Annotated in this window: 23 protein-coding genes; 13 read left to right on the forward strand and 10 right to left on the reverse strand. The window is 52.1% G+C overall.

Going from position 1 to position 20,165, the window contains the following annotated elements; all coding sequences use genetic code 11:
• Positions 1-6: 6 nt before the first annotated feature.
• Positions 7-609: a 3-keto-disaccharide hydrolase gene (locus ACO2Q8_RS14345; RefSeq protein WP_423345516.1), complete on the reverse strand. Its 603-nt coding sequence runs from the start codon at positions 607-609 to the stop codon at positions 7-9.
• A 184-nt stretch (positions 610-793) separates the two neighbouring features.
• Here ACO2Q8_RS14345 and ACO2Q8_RS14350 point away from each other — a divergent pair, with 184 nt between their 5' ends.
• From ACO2Q8_RS14350 to ACO2Q8_RS14360, 3 genes are all read left to right on the forward strand, one after another.
• On the forward strand, positions 794-1,780 hold the full coding sequence (locus tag ACO2Q8_RS14350; protein WP_423345517.1) for a fasciclin domain-containing protein: 987 nt from the start codon (positions 794-796) through the stop codon (positions 1,778-1,780).
• Positions 1,781-1,789: 9 nt separating this feature from the next.
• A complete protein-coding gene (locus tag ACO2Q8_RS14355; protein ID WP_423345518.1) occupies positions 1,790-2,848 on the forward strand; it encodes an MBL fold metallo-hydrolase in 1,059 nt (352 codons plus the stop codon).
• Positions 2,849-2,927: 79 nt separating this feature from the next.
• Entirely contained in the window at positions 2,928-3,845 is a 918-nt protein-coding gene (locus ACO2Q8_RS14360) for an FKBP-type peptidyl-prolyl cis-trans isomerase (protein WP_423345519.1), read from the forward strand.
• A 10-nt stretch (positions 3,846-3,855) separates the two neighbouring features.
• On the opposite strand, the gene ACO2Q8_RS14365 is transcribed toward ACO2Q8_RS14360, so the two are convergent.
• Complete coding sequence (locus ACO2Q8_RS14365) at positions 3,856-4,713, reverse strand: class I SAM-dependent methyltransferase (RefSeq protein WP_423345520.1); 858 nt, start codon at positions 4,711-4,713, stop codon at positions 3,856-3,858.
• 120 nt (positions 4,714-4,833) lie between these two features.
• Between ACO2Q8_RS14365 and ACO2Q8_RS14370 the strand changes: the two genes are divergently transcribed.
• Entirely contained in the window at positions 4,834-5,313 is a 480-nt protein-coding gene (locus ACO2Q8_RS14370) for a hypothetical protein (protein WP_423345521.1), read from the forward strand.
• 65 nt (positions 5,314-5,378) lie between these two features.
• Here ACO2Q8_RS14370 and ACO2Q8_RS14375 read toward each other — a convergent pair whose 3' ends face one another.
• A complete protein-coding gene (locus tag ACO2Q8_RS14375) occupies positions 5,379-6,233 on the reverse strand; it encodes a DMT family transporter (protein ID WP_423345522.1) in 855 nt (284 codons plus the stop codon).
• An 85-nt stretch (positions 6,234-6,318) separates the two neighbouring features.
• Here ACO2Q8_RS14375 and ACO2Q8_RS14380 point away from each other — a divergent pair, with 85 nt between their 5' ends.
• Positions 6,319-7,758: a glycoside hydrolase family 30 protein gene (locus ACO2Q8_RS14380; protein ID WP_423345523.1), complete on the forward strand. Its 1,440-nt coding sequence runs from the start codon at positions 6,319-6,321 to the stop codon at positions 7,756-7,758.
• 1 nt (position 7,759) lies between these two features.
• Here the strand turns inward: ACO2Q8_RS14380 and ACO2Q8_RS14385 are convergent, their stop codons facing one another.
• A complete protein-coding gene (locus ACO2Q8_RS14385; RefSeq protein ID WP_423345524.1) occupies positions 7,760-8,776 on the reverse strand; it encodes a potassium channel family protein in 1,017 nt (338 codons plus the stop codon).
• A 257-nt stretch (positions 8,777-9,033) separates the two neighbouring features.
• On the opposite strand from ACO2Q8_RS14385, the gene ACO2Q8_RS14390 reads away from it, so the two are divergent.
• Entirely contained in the window at positions 9,034-10,113 is a 1,080-nt protein-coding gene (locus ACO2Q8_RS14390) for a hypothetical protein (RefSeq protein WP_423345525.1), read from the forward strand.
• An 85-nt stretch (positions 10,114-10,198) separates the two neighbouring features.
• Here ACO2Q8_RS14390 and ACO2Q8_RS14395 read toward each other — a convergent pair whose 3' ends face one another.
• Together ACO2Q8_RS14395 and ACO2Q8_RS14400 are read right to left on the reverse strand one after the other, a co-directional pair.
• Entirely contained in the window at positions 10,199-10,354 is a 156-nt protein-coding gene (locus tag ACO2Q8_RS14395) for a hypothetical protein (protein ID WP_423345526.1), read from the reverse strand.
• Positions 10,355-10,362: 8 nt separating this feature from the next.
• Positions 10,363-10,512: a DUF6934 family protein gene (locus ACO2Q8_RS14400; RefSeq protein WP_423345527.1), complete on the reverse strand. Its 150-nt coding sequence runs from the start codon at positions 10,510-10,512 to the stop codon at positions 10,363-10,365.
• Positions 10,513-10,585: 73 nt separating this feature from the next.
• On the opposite strand from ACO2Q8_RS14400, the gene ACO2Q8_RS14405 reads away from it, so the two are divergent.
• From ACO2Q8_RS14405 to ACO2Q8_RS14415, 3 genes are read left to right on the forward strand one after another with little or no spacing between them, the layout of a single operon-like run.
• The gene (locus ACO2Q8_RS14405; protein ID WP_423345528.1) at positions 10,586-10,777 is read left to right on the forward strand and encodes a DUF4926 domain-containing protein; all 192 of its coding nucleotides are present in this window, start codon (positions 10,586-10,588) and stop codon (positions 10,775-10,777) included.
• On the forward strand, positions 10,755-10,997 hold the full coding sequence (locus tag ACO2Q8_RS14410; protein WP_423345529.1) for a hypothetical protein: 243 nt from the start codon (positions 10,755-10,757) through the stop codon (positions 10,995-10,997). Before ACO2Q8_RS14405 ends, ACO2Q8_RS14410 begins: the two co-directional genes overlap by 23 nt.
• Positions 10,994-11,407, forward strand: coding sequence for a type II toxin-antitoxin system VapC family toxin (locus ACO2Q8_RS14415; RefSeq protein WP_423345530.1), 414 nt, complete (start codon positions 10,994-10,996; stop codon positions 11,405-11,407). Before ACO2Q8_RS14410 ends, ACO2Q8_RS14415 begins: the two co-directional genes overlap by 4 nt.
• Positions 11,408-11,437: 30 nt before the next feature.
• Here the strand turns inward: ACO2Q8_RS14415 and ACO2Q8_RS14420 are convergent, their stop codons facing one another.
• Positions 11,438-11,707, reverse strand: coding sequence for a hypothetical protein (locus tag ACO2Q8_RS14420; protein ID WP_423345531.1), 270 nt, complete (start codon positions 11,705-11,707; stop codon positions 11,438-11,440).
• Between the two features lie 118 nt (positions 11,708-11,825).
• Here ACO2Q8_RS14420 and ACO2Q8_RS14425 point away from each other — a divergent pair, with 118 nt between their 5' ends.
• Positions 11,826-12,557 carry a hypothetical protein gene (locus tag ACO2Q8_RS14425; protein WP_423345532.1) on the forward strand — a complete coding sequence of 244 codons (732 nt, stop codon included), beginning with the start codon at positions 11,826-11,828 and terminating at the stop codon, positions 12,555-12,557.
• Positions 12,558-13,044: 487 nt separating this feature from the next.
• On the opposite strand, the gene ACO2Q8_RS14430 is transcribed toward ACO2Q8_RS14425, so the two are convergent.
• Positions 13,045-15,504, reverse strand: a complete 2,460-nt coding sequence (locus tag ACO2Q8_RS14430) for a ribonucleoside-diphosphate reductase subunit alpha (protein WP_423345533.1) — start codon at positions 15,502-15,504, stop codon at positions 13,045-13,047.
• 505 nt (positions 15,505-16,009) lie between these two features.
• Here ACO2Q8_RS14430 and ACO2Q8_RS14435 point away from each other — a divergent pair.
• Positions 16,010-16,252, forward strand: a complete 243-nt coding sequence (locus ACO2Q8_RS14435) for a type B 50S ribosomal protein L31 (protein WP_423345534.1) — start codon at positions 16,010-16,012, stop codon at positions 16,250-16,252.
• Positions 16,253-16,394: 142 nt separating this feature from the next.
• Here ACO2Q8_RS14435 and ACO2Q8_RS14440 read toward each other — a convergent pair whose 3' ends face one another.
• Positions 16,395-16,718, reverse strand: coding sequence for a thioredoxin (locus tag ACO2Q8_RS14440; RefSeq protein WP_423345535.1), 324 nt, complete (start codon positions 16,716-16,718; stop codon positions 16,395-16,397).
• Positions 16,719-16,960: 242 nt separating this feature from the next.
• Here ACO2Q8_RS14440 and ACO2Q8_RS14445 point away from each other — a divergent pair, with 242 nt between their 5' ends.
• Together ACO2Q8_RS14445 and ACO2Q8_RS14450 are read left to right on the forward strand one after the other, a co-directional pair.
• Complete coding sequence (locus tag ACO2Q8_RS14445) at positions 16,961-18,178, forward strand: PAS domain-containing sensor histidine kinase (protein ID WP_423345536.1); 1,218 nt, start codon at positions 16,961-16,963, stop codon at positions 18,176-18,178.
• A complete protein-coding gene (locus ACO2Q8_RS14450) occupies positions 18,156-19,214 on the forward strand; it encodes a response regulator (protein WP_423345537.1) in 1,059 nt (352 codons plus the stop codon). The genes ACO2Q8_RS14445 and ACO2Q8_RS14450 overlap by 23 nt, the downstream gene beginning before the upstream one ends.
• Positions 19,215-19,232: 18 nt before the next feature.
• Here ACO2Q8_RS14450 and ACO2Q8_RS14455 read toward each other — a convergent pair whose 3' ends face one another.
• Positions 19,233-20,135 (reverse strand): SMP-30/gluconolactonase/LRE family protein, encoded by a 903-nt coding sequence (locus ACO2Q8_RS14455; protein WP_423345538.1) that lies wholly within the window; start codon positions 20,133-20,135, stop codon positions 19,233-19,235.
• Between the last annotated feature and the right edge of the window lie 30 nt (positions 20,136-20,165).

Below are 20,165 nucleotides of genomic sequence, written 5' to 3' on the forward strand. Positions count from 1 at the left end.
GGCCCATTACAGCGTCTTCAACTCCAGATTCTTCCAGCGAACTTTGATACCACCCCCGTCGTGGATTTGCAGGGCAACACCGCCTTCGCCTTTGCCGATTTTCTCGTCGGTAAAGTCAACCATCGGCTGGCCGTTGAGCCAGGTTTGCACGCGGTCGCCCTCGGCCCGGATGCGCAGTTTGTTCCACTGCTCGGGTTTCAGGATAGTTTCTTTCTCGTCCGGAATCTGAATCAGCCAGCCCCGGCCGTACGACTCGTAAATCCCGCCGGTATCGTGGTTTGGGGGCGCTACTTCCACCTGCCAGCCGCTCACTTTCGTACCTTCTACCGTCGACCGGATAAAGACACCACTGTTGCCGTTGGCTTCCTGCTTAAACTCCACCGACAGATCGAAATTTTTATAATACTTATCAGTTGCCAGATAGCCGTAGCCTTTGTCCGGGCCGCTCTCACACACCAGTTCGCCGTTCTCGACATACCATTTTTCGGTCCCGTAGATTTTCCAGCCCGTCAGGTCTTTTCCGTTAAACAACCGTATTTTCTTCGTCGGTGCCATAAAGCCCACCGTTACGGCGATCAGCAGAACCAATACCAGCAATTTTTGTTTCATGGATTTAGCAAGCAAAAAGTTTAACAAAGGATTTAATAGTTTTGTACCTTGTTCGTAACCGTCCATTCCGTTCAATAAACAGGTGACGGTTTCGTTCTGAACAGTATCGGGCATAAAGATAGCAAGACGGAGCATCTATCGGGCGTCTGAAGACACCTAATCTTCACTAATTGACAGCTTTTTCATGAAAAAAACAGTCTTATTCCCCTTCTACCACCGCAGCCTGCTGCTGGTGGCGTTTGTCGTTTTGGGTACATTCCTGGCCGGTTGTGACGGAGAAGAGGAAGACGCCCCGGCCCAACCCAAAACCGTGGCCGATCTGGTGGTCGAAGGCAGTGAATTTACGATTCTGGAAGCCGCGATCCGGCAGGCTGGGCAACTCGACGCATTCAAAAATCCGAACCTGACGGTTTTTGCCCCGAACGATGCCGCCTTTCGCGCTTCCGGCATTGCCGATGCCAACGCCCTGGCGACCCTCACCCAACCCCAACTGACTGCCATTCTGCAATACCACGTCCTGAAAGCCGCCGTTGCTTCGTCCGGTTTTCCGATGGAGAGCAATAAACCGGTGCAGACCTCGCTAAGCATCAACGACCAGCCGGTCATTGTGTATGTCACCAATGGCTCTGGTGGTTTGTTTGTCAACGGTGCACGCATAGTGACGCCCGACATTCAGGCGGCTAACGGCGTTATTCATGTCATCGACCGCATTTTGCTTCCTCCGCCCTCGGGCAGCACGGGGGGCGGTACGCTGGTGGGCGTCGTGGCTGCCGATACCAGCCTGTCATTGCTCGGTACGGCCGCCCTGCGCGTGGCAGCCAGCAACCCGACGCTGGCAACCGTTCTGACAGGTACCGAACCGTATACGACCTTCGCGCCAACCAACAACGCCTTCCGCGCACTGAAACTGAGCAGTTCCGACACGATTAACAAAGTGCCGGTGGCGACGCTGGCAGATATCCTGGCCAATCACGTCGTGGCTGGAAGGCTGTATTCGAACGACCTGAAAACCGGCGACTTAACAGCCTATAGTAACAAAAGACTGACACTCAACGTGGGCACAAGCGTAACAGTCAAAAGCAGCGGAATTCCGTTGCCCGCCACCGTTACACAGGCTAACCTGACGGCAACCAACGGTGTAGTTCACAAAATCGACAAGGTACTCTTGTAATCCGGCCCTATGCTTCCGAAAATTCTCCTGGGCCTGCTGATTTTCATCGTCGTCGCAGCCGTCGTGATCCTGACGATCGGCTACCTAATTTCCGCACCGGGCTACCAAGGGCCGGTGACCGATCATTTCGACGGCAAACAATTTCATAACTACAACGGCGCACAGGCCAAGGGGTTGCTGGAAGCCCTGCAATGGATGCTTTCGGGTCGCGACCAAAAGCCCTGGGGAGCGTTTCGGAATGTGCCGCCCGGCCCTCCTCCTCCAAGCCGCGTGGCGGGTTCGGAAGTGCGGGTCACGTTTGTCAATCACTCGACGGTTTTGCTGCAATTCGACAGCCTGAACGTGCTGACCGATCCGGTTTGGTATGACCGCACCAGCCCCTACCAGTGGGCCGGCCCCAAACGCAACCGCCCACCCGGTATCCGGTTTGACGATGTCCCGAAGATTGATATTCTGCTCATCAGCCACAACCACTGGGACCACCTCGACATTGAAACCGTGCAGCGGCTCTGCCAGCGCGACCAGCCAAAGGTGTACTGTCCGCTGGGTGTCAAAGCCTTTCTGGAAGAGCAGGGTTGCCGGAACGTGACGGAACTGGACTGGCATGGCTCGGCGGTATTTAACGACAGCACCACGATTCGCTGCGTACCGGCGCAGCATTTCTCCGGCCGGGGGATGTTCGACCGAGACGCCACGCTCTGGTGCGGTTTTATCGTGGATAGCCAGACAGCCGGGAAGTTGTATTTTGTTGGGGATACGGGCTACGGTGCTTTCTTCAAAGAGATTGGTGCAAAATACGGCCCGATGCGATTGTCAATGGTGCCGATTGGTGCGTTTAAACCCACTTGGTTCATGGCCCCGATTCACTGTTCGCCCATCGAAGCCGTTCAGATTCACGAAGATATTCGTTCGCAGCAGAGCGTCGCGATCCATTACGGCACCTTTCCGTTAGCCGACGATGGCGAGAACGAACCCATTGAAGAATTGCGAAAAGTCGCTCAGAACCGCCCCGGCCTTGCGGATCATTTTTGGATTTTACCGGAAGGCGAAGGTCGGATGGTTCCCTAATTTTCGAACGATTGCAACGCTTTCTCCACAGCCGGGGTCTTGGCTATAGTTATCACGTTATCCATTCTTTTTATCGAGCATGAAATTCAAGCCGTTTAATGTTTTTATTGCCTTCCTCCTGGTGATCGGTCTGACCTCTTGTATGAATAATTTCAACGACGAGAGTGCCGGTATGGCGGAGAAAAACGACCAAGAGATTCGCAATTACCTCAATGCTAATCAGTTACAAAGTCAGGTAACGAAAACCGCTTCCGGTTTATACCACATTATTACCCCCGCCAACTCATCCGCTAAAGCCGCAACAGCAAACGAAGAACTGGAGTTTACGTACACGTTGTCGTATATCGCCGGTAGCACAACCGTTCTGGTCGACAGTGCCAACAAGACCAAATCGGCGTACATTCCTTTCCTGGCCGGGGTTGTGGTGCAGGGACTGGAAGAAGGATTTCTGCTAATGCGCGAAGGCCAGAGCGCCCGATTCTTTATGCCCTCCAACATCGCGTTCGGGAATGATACCCGGAGCGGCAAAATGCCTGCTTACAGCGCGGTTGTTTTTGATGTCACCCTAAAACGGTCGCGGACGCAACTCGAGCAGATGGACGATTATGCCGCCATCAAAAAGCTGGGAGCGCCTACGTCAACGACTTTGGTGCCCAATTCAACGGACAGCGTTCGCGTATACATTACTTCAAAAGGGACCGGTGCCCGTGTTACCACGAACCAGACCGTAACGGTTGCGTATACAGCCAATACCTTCCGGGCCAGCACCCCCTTCGACAAAGGTGACTCACTGAGCTTCAAAACCAGCTCGAACCAGGTAATTTCCGGCTTTGACGCGGGTATTCAGCAATTGAGCGTAGGCGATAAAGCTGTTCTCGTTTTTCCCTCCGGTGTAGGTTATGGTGCCCAGGGCAGCTACGATCAGAGCAAAGGCTATTACATCGTTCCTCCCTACACGCCCCTGGCGTTTGAAGTCACCGTTAAATCCGCGAAATAAGGGCGTTTTTTTATTCGGGTTTACTCCGACCCAGGCTGGGTCGGAGTAAACCCGTTTTTTCTTCAACTCGCTTCCCTTCCACTGCCAGCAGATACAACTGCATGGATTCGCCGGTAGTAGCAACCCACTGATCGTATTCAGCAATAGCCCGAAGCCGGTCTTCCTCCGAAACGTAGCCGTCCTGAACCAACTGCGGACCCCGGATTTCGGCCACTTCCGACCAGATGCGGCTGGCCGTGGCAAAACCGGGTTCTCCTTTCCGACTGCTTTCAAACTGCAGTTCGGCTGTCACTTCGGCCAGCCCGTTTCGTTCGAACAGTGCTGCAAGGTGATCGGCGATGGCGTTATCAAAACCGGCTTCCTGCCGCCAGCGCAGAAAGGCGTCATAAAACGTCCGCATGGCGTCCGGTGGCTCGGGCAACCACTCGACTTTTTCGTGGTTGTAATCCAGCACCGCCAAAAAACCGCCCGGTTTTACCCATTCTTTCATCCGTACCAACGCTTCCTCCGGCCGGTTTAGCCATTGCAGTACGCGAGCGCAGGTCACCAGATCGAACCGCTCGGTGGTTTCAAATGTGTACAGGTCGGCTTGCTGAAACGACAGTTGCGGCAGACCGACTGTATGTTGCTGCGCTGCGGCAATCAGCTTCTCACCCGGATCGATGCCCAGCACCCGGCCCTGCGGCCCTACCCGCTCGGCAATCCCCCGTGTGATGGCCCCGGAGCCACAACCCACATCCAGCACCGTTAGCCCCGGTTTCAGGTATTTTAATACGTTGCGGTTGCTGTTTTCAACCGTCCGGCGCTCCAGAATAGGATTGGCAACGGTGGGCATAGCCGCCCGGGCAGTGGCAGTTTCGTTCGACATTGGATCGAAAATAACGTTTACAGCTTACGCTCTTCTTTTTGGGCGATTAAATACAAAATAATACTTGAATGTTACAATAATAACCATTACCTTCATTCCATACCATCCCCTGTTACGATCATGAAAAAGATTCTGATTTTATGGGTCGTGCTGGCTGGGCCGGTGTTTTCCGCCTTTGGGCAAAACGAACACGTGGCCATCAAAACCGTTCTTTACAACGAGACGGAGGGGTTCTTTAAACGGGACCAGGAAAAATGGGCAGATTGCTGGGCACATACCCCGTATATCTACTTTGCAGCAAATTTGTACGGTGGCGATTTTACCCTGATCAAGGGTTGGGAAAACATGGAAAAGCAGTTTAAAAATCACTTTACCAGCACCCGACCGGCGGACCAGGTTTCGATTTACAACACGAATTACGAGATTCATCTCAACGGCAAGATGGCCTTTGTCTGGTACGACCAGATGCTGATCGACAGCCACGGCACTACCACCTCGAAAGAGTCGCGGGTGGTGGAGAAGATTGGCGGGAAATGGAAAATCATCCACGTTTGCGCCCTCACGAACCTGAATCCCCAGACGGTTCAGGCCGGGCAGTAGTGCGTACCCACGGACTTTAGTCCGTGAGTTGTTAGTTACTCAATGAGATAGCTAAGACTCACGGACTAAAGTCCGTGGGTACGGCGGAAGGTAATCGCGATTCCCACCAGAACCACAATGCCCCCCATGATCATCTGAGCGGTAATCCGCTCATCGATCAACAACCAGGCCAGCACACCCGTCACCACGGCCTGACTCAGCAAACTCAACGAAACCCGCTGGGCCGCAATATGTTGCAGGGCGTGACTAACCGAAAACCAGCCCAACAACTGGCAAACCAGCGCCTGCACCGCCAGCGAGGCCCAAATCCGCCCGTCAAATCCCCACAATGGCTCACCCAGCGCCCAACACAAACCGCCCAAGTACAGGCTCGATACCGTCATGCTGCCCGTCATGAAACTCAAAATCGGTAGCTGGCGCAGAACGGATTTGCTGACAATGATGTACCCGGCATAAAATAAGCCGGATAAAACGCCCAGACCAAAACCTTTGTCTATTTTCAGGGTTAAAAACGTTTCGACGCCCATGAGCAGCACCAGCCCGACGAGGGCCAGCGCCGTTCCGAGCCAGAAATACCGCGTCGGCTTCTCGGGCATGAACAGAAACGCCCAGATGCCCACCCAGATCGGCGATAGGTTGGTAAGCAGGCTGGCCTGAGTGGCCGAAGAATACTGAATGGACAGATTCCAGACGGCGATGTCGGATGCAAAGAAAATACCGCAGACGGTGATCGGTTTCCAGTAGCGCAGCGTTTCCGGATTCCATTTCCGACGAATGAGCACATACGGCCAGATCAGCAGCGTAGCCAGGCTCAGGCGGTAAAATGCATCGCTAACGCCCGAAATCGGCGTCGAGCGAACCAGAACCGGGAAAATACTGATGCAAAGGATACCAATGAAAAGACTCAGCCGGGCCGACATTCAGGAGCAACAAACAAGGTTGGAAAGAAGACCAAAGGTACGGCGCTGGCGGTAGTTGACCAAGGCGACCAGAACAGAAACTCGTATGAAGCGAACAAAACCCCTGTCCCCGTTATCTCATTTTCTCGCCCTCCTGCTCACGGTTTTACTGGTGATTCAGGTCGGCTGTCGGCGACCAACCGGAAACCGCCCGCCCTCCGGTGCCGCAGAACTGTGGCTGATCAACCCGGATCGGTCGGCGCTCTTTCAGCGGCAAACTGCCCCCTTGTCGTTCGGCGATGCTTCGGGCCAGTCGCCGACCATTGAAGTGGATGAAAGTCAGACGTTTCAGACGATGGACGGTTTTGGGTATACGCTCACGGGCGGCAGCGCGATGCTCATCAACCGGATGGGTGCGCCGGAGCGGGCGGCTTTGCTGAACGAACTGTTTGCGACCGACGACAATAATATCGGCGTCAGCTATTTACGCGTGAGCATCGGTGCGTCGGACCTCGACGAGCGTGTGTTTTCGTACGACGATCTGCCCGACGGCCAGACCGACCCCGAACTGAGCCGGTTTAGCCTGGACCCCGACCGCAAGCACCTGATCCCGGTGTTGAAACAGATTCTGACGATCAATCCGGCGATCAAGATTCTGGGCTCGCCCTGGTCGCCCCCGACCTGGATGAAGACCAACGGGAATTCGAAAGGCGGCCGTCTGAAACCGGAATTTTACGACGCCTACGCCCGGTATTTCGTGAAATACATTCAGGGCATGAAAGCCGAAGGTATCCGGATCGACGCCATCACCATTCAGAACGAGCCGCTGCATCCGGGCAACAACCCAAGCCTGCTGATGTTGCCGGAAGAACAGGCGGTTTTTATCAAAAAGAGCCTCGGCCCGGCGTTCAAAACCGCCGGAATCGACACCAAAATCATTCTGTACGACCACAACGCCGACCGGCCCGACTACCCGATCACGATCCTGAACGACCCGGAAGCCCGCCAATACGTCGATGGCTCGGCGTTTCACTTGTACGCGGGGCCGATTGAAGCCTTGTCGGAGGTGCACAAAGCCCATCCCGATAAGAACCTGTATTTTACGGAGCAGTGGATTGGCGCACCCGGCGACCTGAAAGGCGACCTCGGCTGGCACGTCAAAAACCTGATTGTGGGCGCGTTGCGCAACTGGGCGCGGACGGTTCTGCAATGGAACCTGGCCGCCGACCCGCAGCAAAAACCGCATACCGAGGGCGGCTGCGACCGTTGCCTGGGCGCGCTGACGATCGACGGCAACGCCGTGACGCGCAATCCGGCGTATTACATCGTGGCTTCGGCGTCCAAGTTTGTGCGGCCCGGTTCCGTCCGGATTGCCTCGAATCTGGTGCCGAATCTGCCCAACGTAGCCTTCAAAACCCCGGACGGTCGGCGGGTGTTGATTGTCCTGAATGAAAGCGCCGGGCCGCAGGCTTTCAGTGTGCGGTTTCGGGGGAAAGTGATGAATGTGAACCTGCCAGCCGGTTCAGTAGGGACGCTGGTGTGGTAACCTACAGGTTTTGTGTCAGCGCTGGCTGTGGGTGACGAGCCTTAATCTGATGCAGGAAAAAGAGTTTCATTCCGCGTTCAAGAACCAGATCGGGCGCAGGTGTCAGGAGGTAATCGGAGGCCGTTCGGATAGCAATGACAATACCGTCGGCCAGACGATCGTTGAGGAGGTGCTGGAGTGGCAGCCCGGCATATTCTTTCGGAAGTTTGCCAATTTCCATCACATCCACGACCGAACCACTTTCGGCGTACCCGGTCAGGTATTCCAGAAACTCCATGATGTCCGGTCGGCTGACGATGCTGGCCATGTGCGCACCGCCGATGCGGTCGGGCATGACCACCCGGTTAGCCCCGGCTTTCCGTAGCTTAGTTTGAGCCGAGTGCTGCGACGCCCGGCTGATGATGGTTAGTTTATCATTCAGGCTCCGGGCGCTCAGGACGATGAACACGTTGTCGGCATCGTTCGGAAGGGCCGTCAGCAGCGCCTTGGCCCGGCCAATGCCCGCCCGTTGCAGGGTTTCGTCTTCCGTCGCGTTGCCGATCAGATACAGCAACGATTCGTTTTTGATCATATACGTCCGCACCCGCTCCTCATTCTGTTCGATGACCACGAACGGTACTTTGTGCTGACGCAACGTGATGGCCGCTTCCTGCCCGTTTCGCCCGAGACCACAGAGAATCACGTGGTTGGTTAACTCATCAATCTGTTTGGTCATTTTTCGGTGTTTGAAGAAGTTGATAAACTCGCCACTGGCGACGTACTGGGTAATAATTGCTAAGGCGTAGGCGAAGGTCGTAAAGCTGGAAATCAGGAGGATAATGGTAAAAATGCGGCCCGCTGGCGACAAGGGTCGTACCTCGGTGTACCCTGCCGTGGTGATCGAAATCACGGTCATATACAGGGCGTCAATGAAATTATAGTCCTCAATGGCAGTATAGCCCACCACGCCCATGCAGGAAATGGCAAGAATGATCAGAAACGGAACAAGAAGCGAATACCGCTGACTACCGTTGAACATGTGCTGGCTCAGAAAGAGATAATTTCAAAAATAGCAATTTTACCAGCAGATAAATATACTTATGCGATGTTATTACAAATTATATTTTGCCAGATGTACCCAATCCGAACTATACAGTTACATTAATAACAAAAACGCTCAGGCTTTCCGCAAAACTTTCCCTGGCGAATCGGGTGAAGTCGGCGCAAGCGAGCGATTCTTCGGGGATCCCGTTTAAAACGTTATCTTTCGTCCATCCGCCGTAACCGTAAACCCGCATGCTTGCCTACCTTTTCGCCGTCCTGACGGCCGTATTCTTCATCGGCCTGACCTGGTTTACCGCTTCCAAACCCTCGCTGGTTGGCGAAAATGCCATGGGCTACGGGTTGGGGCTATTCTTCTGGGGTGCCGGTTTTGCCCTTGTCAGTTTGCTGCTAACGATCACGCTAAACGTCCGGGGCGGCTTTGATTGGATCGCTCCGGCAGGCAGCATCCGGACGCTGCTGATACTGTTTGCCTGGCTAGTGGTGGCTTTAACGACGTTTTTTTGTGCGGTATTCAAATGGGAGTGGCACAGCAACACGCTTTATCCCGCCTTTTTGCGCGAAGTAGCCGTTCGGCAGGGGCAGTTCTGGATACCGCTGTTCTGGCTGGTGCCATGCTTTCTTTCGCTTCCGGCCTCCGGCCCGTCTCTTATTCCACTTACCTTTCTCAAGGTTTCGTTCGGATTGGCACTCGTTCTCGGTACCGTATTTGCCGGTGGGTTGCTGGTGGGTTACGTTCGAGAATCCGACCGGCTTTCGGAGGCCAACAGGGCTTATCACGCAGAGCGGGAAGATACCTGGCACCGGCAGAATCTGGAGACGATTGCTGCTCAAAAAACCGACGATCCCATTATCAACCTGCTGGGTTATTCCAGTCGGTACCAGCCCGATGACATCCGGCAGGCGGCCCTGGCCAAGATCAAAGCGCATCCGAACTGGGAAGCCGAGATCCTGGCGTTGCTCCAAAGTGAATGGGGGTATCGGGAAGTTTATTATTTTCTGGATGGCAATCCGGTGGAGCATCCTGACCAGTTTGTCGGCCCCCTGAACCAGAGCATCGGCTGGCTCTCGGCCAGCATTCGGGCGGACCTGAAAGACAGCAACAACCTGCAACACTGGAGTTTTGATTCGTACGGCATCGACCGGTTGTTGCGAGCGCTTGATCAGCAATTCCTGAACCGGGGCGTTGATTTTTACCCCGCCGTGCTCCAACTCCGGCAAGCCCTGGACGCGCCCCGGCCCGAGCGATTTAAAGGCGTCCGGTTTTCGATCACCGCCAGCGTAGACCAGTGGCTGGCAAGGCATCGGAAATAAGGGAGGGGTTTGTTTTCAAAGTAAGAATACGCAACAAAACCTGCTCTGTTTTAGCGGAGCTAATTTTGTTGCGTAGTTGAACGCGTTACTTAGCAGCTTTCTTGAACGATTCCCAATTAGCGTTTGCCAGCATGGTTTCAACCAGCCGGACTTTCGCGGCTACAGCTTCCTCCTCCGTTTTATAAAAACCGGCTTCTGCTGGTTTGGGAGTTGATTTAACAGGCTTTTTGGCAGTCTTCATAGTCAATACTAGCTTTTCCTGGCTGAAATAGCAAATCCTTCATATTCCTTCCCAAACTCAAACTTTTCGAAATCCCCATTCGTAAATCCTTGTATGGCAAACAAGTGATTCACTTTAAAAATTTCTTTGCTTATAGCAATTTGATACGGGTTATCCATTATTTATGTTACAGCGGTGGGAACTCAGCACAAATGTATGTGTTTGTACATATTCAACAAGTGGTAAAATCCAATGGACGAATTACACTTACACGATCTGGTTGCCCTAACCGCTCCCCTGCCGGAACACAAGATGCGCCGGGGCGAAATCGGCGTTATCGTGGATAAAGGAACACACTCAAAAGAAATTGCGTTTATTTCAGTAATTTGCATCAATCATCCAGCATTAATACGCATCCCGTATGACGCACACCATCACGATTGAAACCCTTAACGACCAGGACTTTACGCTACTTAAAGGGCTGGCTCAGCGTTTGGGACTTCGCATCAAAGAGACGCACACGGAAACCGAATTGAGTGAAGCGGAAGAGTTACGGTTACTGGATCGTGTGGCTGGCGGTTGGCAAAGTGACGAATCCGGCGATGAGCTGGCCACTATGCTTCAAAACGCCCGATCCTTTCGCGAGCGCGATGTGCAACTATGAACCGTTATTTGCTCGACACCAACATTTGCGTCCATCTCATAAAAGACGAATTTAGCATTAAGCAGAAAATTGCGCAGATTGGTACAAAATCGTGTTTATTATCGGAGATTACCCTTGCTGAATTGCTATTTGGCGTAGAAAATAGTGCACCGGATCGGCGACAGAAAAACCGGCAAAATGTTGAAAATCTCCAAACTCTTTTTCAGGGACGCATCCTCCTCATTGGTGAAGCACTGCCTGAATATGCCCGACAAAAAGCTGCTCTAAGACAAAAAGGCCGAACGATTGATGACTTCGATTTACTGATTGGATCAACAGCCATCGTATACGGGCTGACATTAGTGACCCGAAATACAAGGCATTTTGCGGATTTGGCCGGTATTAAACTGGAGAATTGGATTGATGCTTGATGAAGGTTTATTTGCAGGCGAATTGATTCTCTACGCCGATTTTTTCTGCCATTGGTTCAAGGCGTTTCGCTTTTCTTCAACATCGTTCAGTTCCGCGTCAATCATTGGCGGGACTTTCAGCAGTAATTTTTGCAATTCGGTTAAATCGCCTTCCAATGCCGGTGACGGTTCCTCAACCGGCAGCAGAATCATTTCGATGGTTTCGGCCTCAACGTCTTCAGGCAGTTCAACGGTTATGGTGTTCCGCCCTTGCTGTTGGATGATTTTTCGTATGGCGTTCATCATTTTTGTAATTTTCATATTTTTATTTCCATTTATAAAAGTTTTTTCAGAAGGCCAAATAAATATCTATGAATACGCTTGCAATGGTCTTGCACCCTAGATATATTTGACTATATCATTGAAGCAAGTCCAAGTCATGGTAGATTCAACCAACAATTCTACTAAACTTCCTGAAGGTATTGAACAAGATTTCTTCAAATTCTATGAAGAAAAGATACATCATATCAAAAAGGAAATTGCAGAAATGGATAAGAACATTGAGCAAATGACGCAAGAGCGCAAGAAAAAAGGCCTTGCTCTTGAGTATTATGAGAATTTGAGTCTAACACATACTTTGCCTACAGTACAACTTAATAAATTTGAAGTAAAAGTAAGCAGTTCTAATATTGTTGAGATTCTAACCGATAAGTCAGTTTATAATCCTGAATGGACTCATGCAGAGAAGATTAAGTTCATTACAAATCAACCAGGAGCATCTATTTTTCGTGTACCTCAGATTGTTGAGGAAATTAAAAAAATAGATTTAAATTGGAAGGATGTTAGCTACAAGACAATATATGAGAAAATAGCACCGACCGTTTCACGAATGGTTGTAAGAGGAGATATACTTAAAGTACGTTCTCTGAAAAACGAGATTGATTTTGGTTTTGTAAATAAAACTCGATTCGATGAGAACTTGCAGGTAAAGCCAGAATATACAGAGGCATTGAAAGATTATGAAGTAATTGTCTCTGAAAAGAAATTGCCACCTGCTCCTACAGGTGGCAATGTTGAATCCAAAACTGATGGAGAAAAACCGTTAGCAGATGCGGCTGAAGAGTTAAACGGTCAAGCATTCAACCACTCAGGCTTTTCTAACTCCAATTAAGTTGGATTCAGTAGTACTGTGGTGACAGCGCATTCACCAAAAGGGAGCGAAAGCATTTCATTATGCCGTAGCTCCTTTTTTCATTTACAATAATAATATCTAATCATTAGCTTTCCAAATCTCTTTTTCTTCACTATCTTATTGTATGCCTTGACAGTACTATCTTATCGTCTCTTCTTGGAAGCCTTAATAGTATTATCCAGCCAATCTTTTCTTACATATCTTTTGCTTTCTTACTCTTTGAACTAAAGTAACACTCCCAGTGCTCATCTAATGATCCGTCTATTTGATGTACTTGATCTTGTCTATTACATGACCTCTTTTACGACACTTACCTAATCTTGTATTCCTTTCATCTTCTTGCATGTTACTACAATCTATATTAATTATCTAATTTACTTTTATTATGACTCATCCTGTCCTAAAGCAATAGTGCCACGGCTGCAAGGCCGTGGCACTGAAACAAAGTCAATATATTATCTTCCTATCAACTCCCGCAAGCCTCGCAATCATCCTTGTTGTCAATCGAACACACCATCGCGGCATAGGCGGCTTCGGCTTCGCTGACTTGTACGGGGTGGGCGGCTGCTCCCTCCTGGGCGAACTTCTCGTAGTTGAGCGGTTTTTCCATTGTTTCAACCAGCACCGGCTCCAGTTGCGCGTCGGCCTGTTTTTCCACCGTGAACTTGACGGCGTCGGCAGCGGCTTTCGTGCGGAGGTAGTACATGCCGGTTTTCAGGCCGCGCTTCCAGGCGTGGAAGTGCATCGAGGTCAGCTTGCCAAAGTTGGCGTCCACCATGTGGATATTCAGCGACTGCGACTGGCAGATGTACGCGCCCCGGTCGGCGGCCATGTCGATGACGGTTTTCTGCTTGATCTCCCAAACCGTCTTGTACAGATCCTTGATGTTCTGCGGAATTCCCGGAATGTTCTGCACCGAGCCGTTGGCGGCAATGAGCATGTTTTTCATCCGGTCGTTCCACATGCCGAGCTTCACGAGGTCTTTCAGCAGGTATTTGTTCACGACCACAAACTCGCCCGACAACACGCGCCGGACGTAGATGTTCGACGTAAACGGCTCGAAACACTCGTTGTTGCCCAGAATCTGGCTGGTCGACGCGGTCGGCATCGGGGCCAGCAGCAGCGAGTTCCGAACGCCGTGCTGCACCACTTCTTTCCGCAGCGACTCCCAATCCCAGCGGCCCGACTCCGGTTTCACACCCCACATATCGAACTGGAAGATGCCCTGCGAAATCGGCGAGCCTTTCCAGGTTTCGTACGGGCCGTACTGCTTGGCCTGTTCCATCGACGCCGTCATGGCGGCAAAGTAGATGGTCTCGAAAATATCCTTGTTCAACTGCTTCGCTTCGTCCGATTCGAACGGCATCCGGAGCATGATGAACGCATCAGCCAACCCCTGAACGCCCAGACCAATCGGCCGGTGGCGCATGTTCGACCGACGGGCTTCTTCCACCGGGTAGTAGTTGATGTCGATGATTTTGTTCAGGTTGCGGGTTGCAACCTTCGTGATGTCGTACAGTTTCTGGTGATCGAACCGCATGATGCCGTCGGCGCCCCGGGTTACAAACTTCGGCAGAGCAATCGACGCCAGGTTACAAACCGCCACTTCGTCGGCCGAAGTGTACTCGATGATTTCCGTGCACAGGTTCGACGACTTGATCGTACCCAGGTTTTTCTGGTTCGATTTCGAGTTGGCCGCATCCTTAAAGAGCATGTACGGCGTACCGGTTTCGGTCTGCGATTCCAGAATTTCGTACCACAGATCCTGCGCCTTCACCTGACGCCGGAACCGGCCTTCGCGCTCGTATTGCTCATACAGTTCGACAAATGCTTCGCCGTGCGTATCGGCCAGACCCGGGCACTCGTGCGGACACATCAGCGACCAGACGTCGTTGTCTTCCACCCGCTTCATGAACAGATCCGGCACCCAGAGGGCGTAGAACAGGTCACGGGCGCGGAGTTCTTCCTTGCCGTGGTTTTTCTTCAGTTGCAGGAAATCAAAAATGTCAGCGTGCCAGGGTTCCAGGTACACTGCAAACGACCCTTTGCGCTTGCCTCCGCCCTGATCGACGTAGCGGGCCGTGTCGTTGAACACCCGCAGCATCGGGATGATCCCGTTCGAGGTGCCGTTCGTGCCCTTAATATACGTTCCGGTCGCGCGGATGTTGTGAATGCTCAGACCAATTCCGCCCGCCGACTGCGAAATCTTGGCGGTTTGTTTCAGCGTGTCGTAAATGCCCTCGATGCTGTCGTCTTTCATCGTCAGCAGGAAGCAGCTCGACATCTGCGGTTTGGGCGTTCCGGCGTTGAACAGCGTCGGCGTTGCGTGCGTAAACCACTTCTCCGACAGCAGGTTATACGTTTCAACGGCGGCTTCCACGTCGTTCATGTGAATCCCGACAGCCACGCGCATCAGCATGTGCTGCGGACGTTCGGCAATTTTGCCATCCATCTTCAGCAAATACGATTTTTCGAGCGTTTTGTACCCGAAATAGTCGTAACCGTAATCGCGGTCATAAATGATGGTGGAGTCGAGCAGGGCGGCATTTTTCCGAACTACATCGTAGACTTCCTTCGAAATCAAGGCGGCATTTTCACCGGTTTTGGGGTCGACGTAATTGTACAGCCGTTTGATCGTTCCCGAAAACGACTTGTTCGTCTCCTTGTGCAGGTTGGAGATGGCCATCCGGGCCGCCAGAATCGCATAATCTGGGTGCCGAGTCGTCATCGAAGCAGCCGTTTCGGCGGCCAGGTTGTCAAGTTCGGTGGTTTTCACCCCGTCGTAAATCCCGTTGACCACTTTCATCGAGACTTCGATCGGTTGTACATAGGCGGGGTCTAAACCGTAGCACAGTTTTTCAATCCGTGCCGTGATCTTGTCGAGTTTGACCGATTCCCTGCGGCCGTCGCGCTTGATTACGTACATAGTATGATTTGGGATGATATTGTAGATGTATGAAATGGTATGTAATTGACTCGGATTCGATTCTTAAAGGTACTATGCACTAGTACAACAAAGCAAAGCAGAAAATTCGCACCGGCTCCGTTAACTTGGAAATATTAAAACCGGGGGGCGTGTTAAGAAACTGTTAAGACCTTACTCAGAATTACTTACCGAAACCCTACCGGAAAAAAGGTCTAAAAAAGTTGATAGGGTTTATTTTCCTTTATTTAGCGAACGGTTTTTCCCTACCGGTAAAACACTGATTGTTACCGAATTGTTGGTCAAATTGCCGAAAAAACCCTAAAAATTCAACCTACAGTAACATACTTTTTTTGATCGCAACAAAAGCAGGCAAAGCGGTTGGAAACCAACGGGAAAGTCTTTACCTTTGCAGTCCTTAAATCCATCCGACCCGCAAAACCGGTCGGTGGCCCGATATTCAGAACTGAGTTGTTCAACCGAGTTTTATTGTACCATTTATATTGTCATGAAAAAAGGCATCCATCCAGAGTACCGGGAAGTCGTATTCTGGGATCTGACCAGCGATCACAAGTTCCTGAGCCGTTCGACGGTTCAAACGAAAGAAACCATTGAGTTTGAAGGCAACACCTACCCGGTGGTTAAAGTCGAGGTAAGCTCCGAATCACACCCGTTCTACACCGGCAAGAACGTTCTGCTCGATACGACGGGTCGTGTGGATAAATTCCTGAAGCGGTACGGCAAGAAATAAGTCGTCCGGTTTACACGAAAAAACTCCGCTTGGAAGCATCCGGGCGGAGTTTTTTTAGTTTTACACCAGACAAAAGACACGGGTAGACAGGCGAATCGCTGGCATCCAGTATCAAGTATCCAGCATCCCGTATCTTTGGTCCTCACCAGCCCGTCGCTTCCTGCAATTGCTCGGTCAGGTGCCGGATCAGGTCGTGGGCTTCCAGCAGGCCATTGTGCCGCCAGATTTCGGTGCCCTGCCGGAGCAGAATAAACGAGGGAAGCTGCTGCACCCCAAAGCTGCGCACCACTTCCGGATGCACCCCCTGCTCAACGCGGGTGATTCGAATGAAATCGCCCAGTTCGCTGTTTACCTGTGCCAATAATTGATTGATCAGGGTCTGCTGCGGTAACGAGACAGGCACGAATACCAGCAAAACCGCGGTTTTGGCAGGGACAAAAAGGGGCCGAAAAAAAGTCGTTTCCATACAAAGCGTTCACATTTGCGGTAGCTGGTTTGTCGGTTTTCTGAAAACCGTAAACAGTCTACCGACGGGCTTCCCCGCAGCAATCCTCTTCTTCTCGTAAAATTGCCGCTTTTCAGGCACTGCTTCCATGAGATTGATTGGTTCAAAAACTGACATTCGTCAGCCGTTACCTCTTTTTTTGCCTTTATCTTGCAGCCAATCACCAGATACTTTTTTCTTTGCAGTTCACCGGACACCAACCCATGTTTACCGACCTGTTTTCGGCCGTCTTTGCCAATGCCACCATCGGCATTATCCTTTCTGACAGCCGCGGACGGATGCTTTCGGTCAGCCGGTTTGCGCTGAGTCAGTTTGGGTATACGGAAGCTGAAATGGTCGGACAAACCATCGAACTGCTCGTGCCAGACTCCATCGCTCCGCTTCATAAAAGCCTTCGCATGTCGTTCAACGCCAATCCGGAAGTCCGGCACATGGGCCACGGGCGCGACCTGCGCGCCAAACGAAAAGACGGTTCGACGTTTCCGGCCGAAATCAGTCTGAGCTATTTTTACCAGAACGACGAGTTGTATGTGGTGGCTTACATCATCGACATTACATACAAAAAAGAAGCCGAGCAGGCGCTGATCGAACAGAAAAGCCGCATTGAGCAGCTCAACGCCGAACTGGAGCAGAAAGTAGCCGACCGGACCAACGCGCTGATGGTGACGCTGCACCAGCTCGAAGTCTCGAAAGACGAGTTGTCCAAAGCCCTGACAACCGAACGCGAACTGGGCGAGCTAAAATCCCGGTTCGTGTCGATGGCCTCGCACGAGTTCCGGACACCCCTGAGCGCGATTCTGACCTCGGCCGATTTGTTGGGCAAGTACACGACCACCGAGCAACAGGACAAGCGAAACCGCCACATCCAGCGGATCAAAGCGTCGGTCAACCACCTGAACGCCATCCTGGAGGAGTTTCTTTCGGTAGGCAAACTGGAGGAAGGAAAAGTAGAAGCGACGTATTCGTTTTTTAGCCTGAATGAGTTGGTGGAGAGCGTCGTTTCGGATGTGCAAAGCCTGCTGAAAACCGGGCAAACGATCCGGATCGACGGACAGTGTGCGCATGCGGTTTGGCTCGATGAATCGCTTGTTCGCAAAATACTGGTTAATTTGCTGTCGAATGCCATCAAATACTCCGGAGAATACAAACCCGTCTGGCTGCGTCTTCACTGCGACGACGGGCAGGTGCAGATCACCATTCAGGACGAAGGGATTGGTATCTCGGAAGAAGATCAAAAACATTTGTTTGAACGATTTTACCGGGCTAAAAACGCAACCACCATCGAAGGCACCGGCCTGGGGCTGCACATTGTGGCGCAATACCTAGCCCTGCTGAATGGCACCATCGACTTCCAAAGTCAACTCAACCACGGAACCACCGTTACCCTATCATTCCGTCATGAAAACGATTCTGCTCATTGAAGACAACAACGACATTCGGGAAAATACTGCCGAGATTCTGGAATTGGCCCAGTACCAGGTTCTTACAGCGGAAAACGGTAAGGTAGGCGTCGAAAAGGCGCTGGAAAACCGCCCGGATCTGGTCATTTGCGATATTATGATGCCGGTTTTGGACGGCTATGGCGTGCTGCATATTTTCAACAAAAATCCCGATCTGGCTGGCATTCCGTTTATCTTCCTGACGGCCAAAACCGAGCGGGCCGACTTCCGCCGGGGCATGGAAATGGGGGCCGACGATTACCTGACCAAACCGTTCGATGAAATTGAACTGCTGAATGCGATCGAAGGTCGTCTGAAACGCTTCGAGCAGATGCGTCCATCGTACGAACCGACCCAGGCTGGCTTAAATCAGTTTCTGGATGATGCCCAAACCGCCACCGGGATCAACTCCCTGGTGGTCGACCGGAAAACCCACGTCATCCGGAAAAAGCAATATATTTATTCGGAAGGTGATGAACCAACGCGGCTGTACTTTGTGCAGTCGGGCCGCGTGAAAACGTTCAAAACCAACCCGGACGGTAAAGAGTTTATTACCGGTTTGTACCAGCCGGGCGATTTCTTCGGTTACGTGAGCCTGCTTGAACATACCGACCAGACGGATTCGGCCGTAACCCTGGAGGATTCGGAGTTGTTGTATATCCCGAAAGACGATTTTATGAGCCTGATTTCGCGCGATGGCGAGGTGGCCCGGCGGTTTGTGCAACTGCTGGCCAACCGCGTGACCGACCGCGAGCAGCAGTTGCTGGGCATGGCGTATAATTCCCTCCGTCGGCGCGTGGCCGATACGCTATTGCGGCTGCACGAAAGTCTGCAACACGAGCAGCAGGAACAGGCCGTAATTCCGTTCTCCCGCGATGACCTGGCGTCGATGGTCGGCACGGCCACCGAATCGCTGATCCGGACGCTGAGTGAGTTTAAAAACGACGGCTTGATCGACATCAAAGGCACTAATATCCGCGTGCTCCAGCCCGAAAAGCTGAAGCGGTCGCGGTGGTGATTGAAACCGGGGTGGTTTTCACTTTTTCCGCATGGCCCACTCCCGGCCGGGTTTGTCGACCCGGAAGGTTTCCAGATTGCCCTGATCCTGCAACGTGACGTAGGCCGTGCGGCCGTCTTTACCGCCAAAACAGATGTTGGTCGGCCGTTTGCCGATCAATTGAATTTCCTGCACAACTTTACCATCAGGCGACACTTTGGCGACGGTGCCTTTGCCAAACCGGGTGATGTACAGATTGCCGTCGGCGTCACAGCGCATCCCATCCATGCCAAAATCCGGAAACTCGATCAACAGCCGTTTGTTGCTCACCTGCCCGCTGGCCGACAGATCGTACACCCAGACTTTCCGCTGGTTCGACTCGTTGACGTACAGCCGCTTATCATCCGGACTTACCTCCACGCCGTTGGTGGTGCCCATGTTCTCTTCCAGCAACGTCACCTTGCCGTCAGTATCGATGCGCCAGAGGTTGCCGGTATTGTTTTTCCAGCTCGGATCGCTGGCGTACAGCCGGTCTTTGCCGTCGATGGCAATGTCGTTCGGCTGGTTCATGCGCGGTTCGTTGGCAAACACGCTGACGGTTTTTGTCCCGGCCGCTACTTTCAGAATGTTGTGTTTGGGGTAATCGGCGATCAGCATATCCCCTTTCCGATTAAACCGAATGCCGTTGCCAATGCTGCCTTCGGGCAACTCCACAAACACGCTGGCCTCTCCACCCGGCGTAATTTGGCCGACGGTGCCCTGTTTGCCAAAATTCACGGCATAAATCGTCCCGGTTTTATCCACGGCCGGACCTTCCACACCAGAGGTAAAGCCGTTGGCGGGCGTAAAGACGGCGGATTTAAACAAATCGTCGGCGGGCTGGGTCGCCATCAGGGCGAAACCGGTGAGGCAAGTAGCCAGGGCAAGCGTATGTTTATTCATTCTTAAAGCGTTGATTTGTTTATAGTTTAT

The organism is Larkinella sp. VNQ87 (assembly GCF_049445795.1).
Lineage (GTDB): Bacteria > Bacteroidota > Bacteroidia > Cytophagales > Spirosomataceae > Larkinella.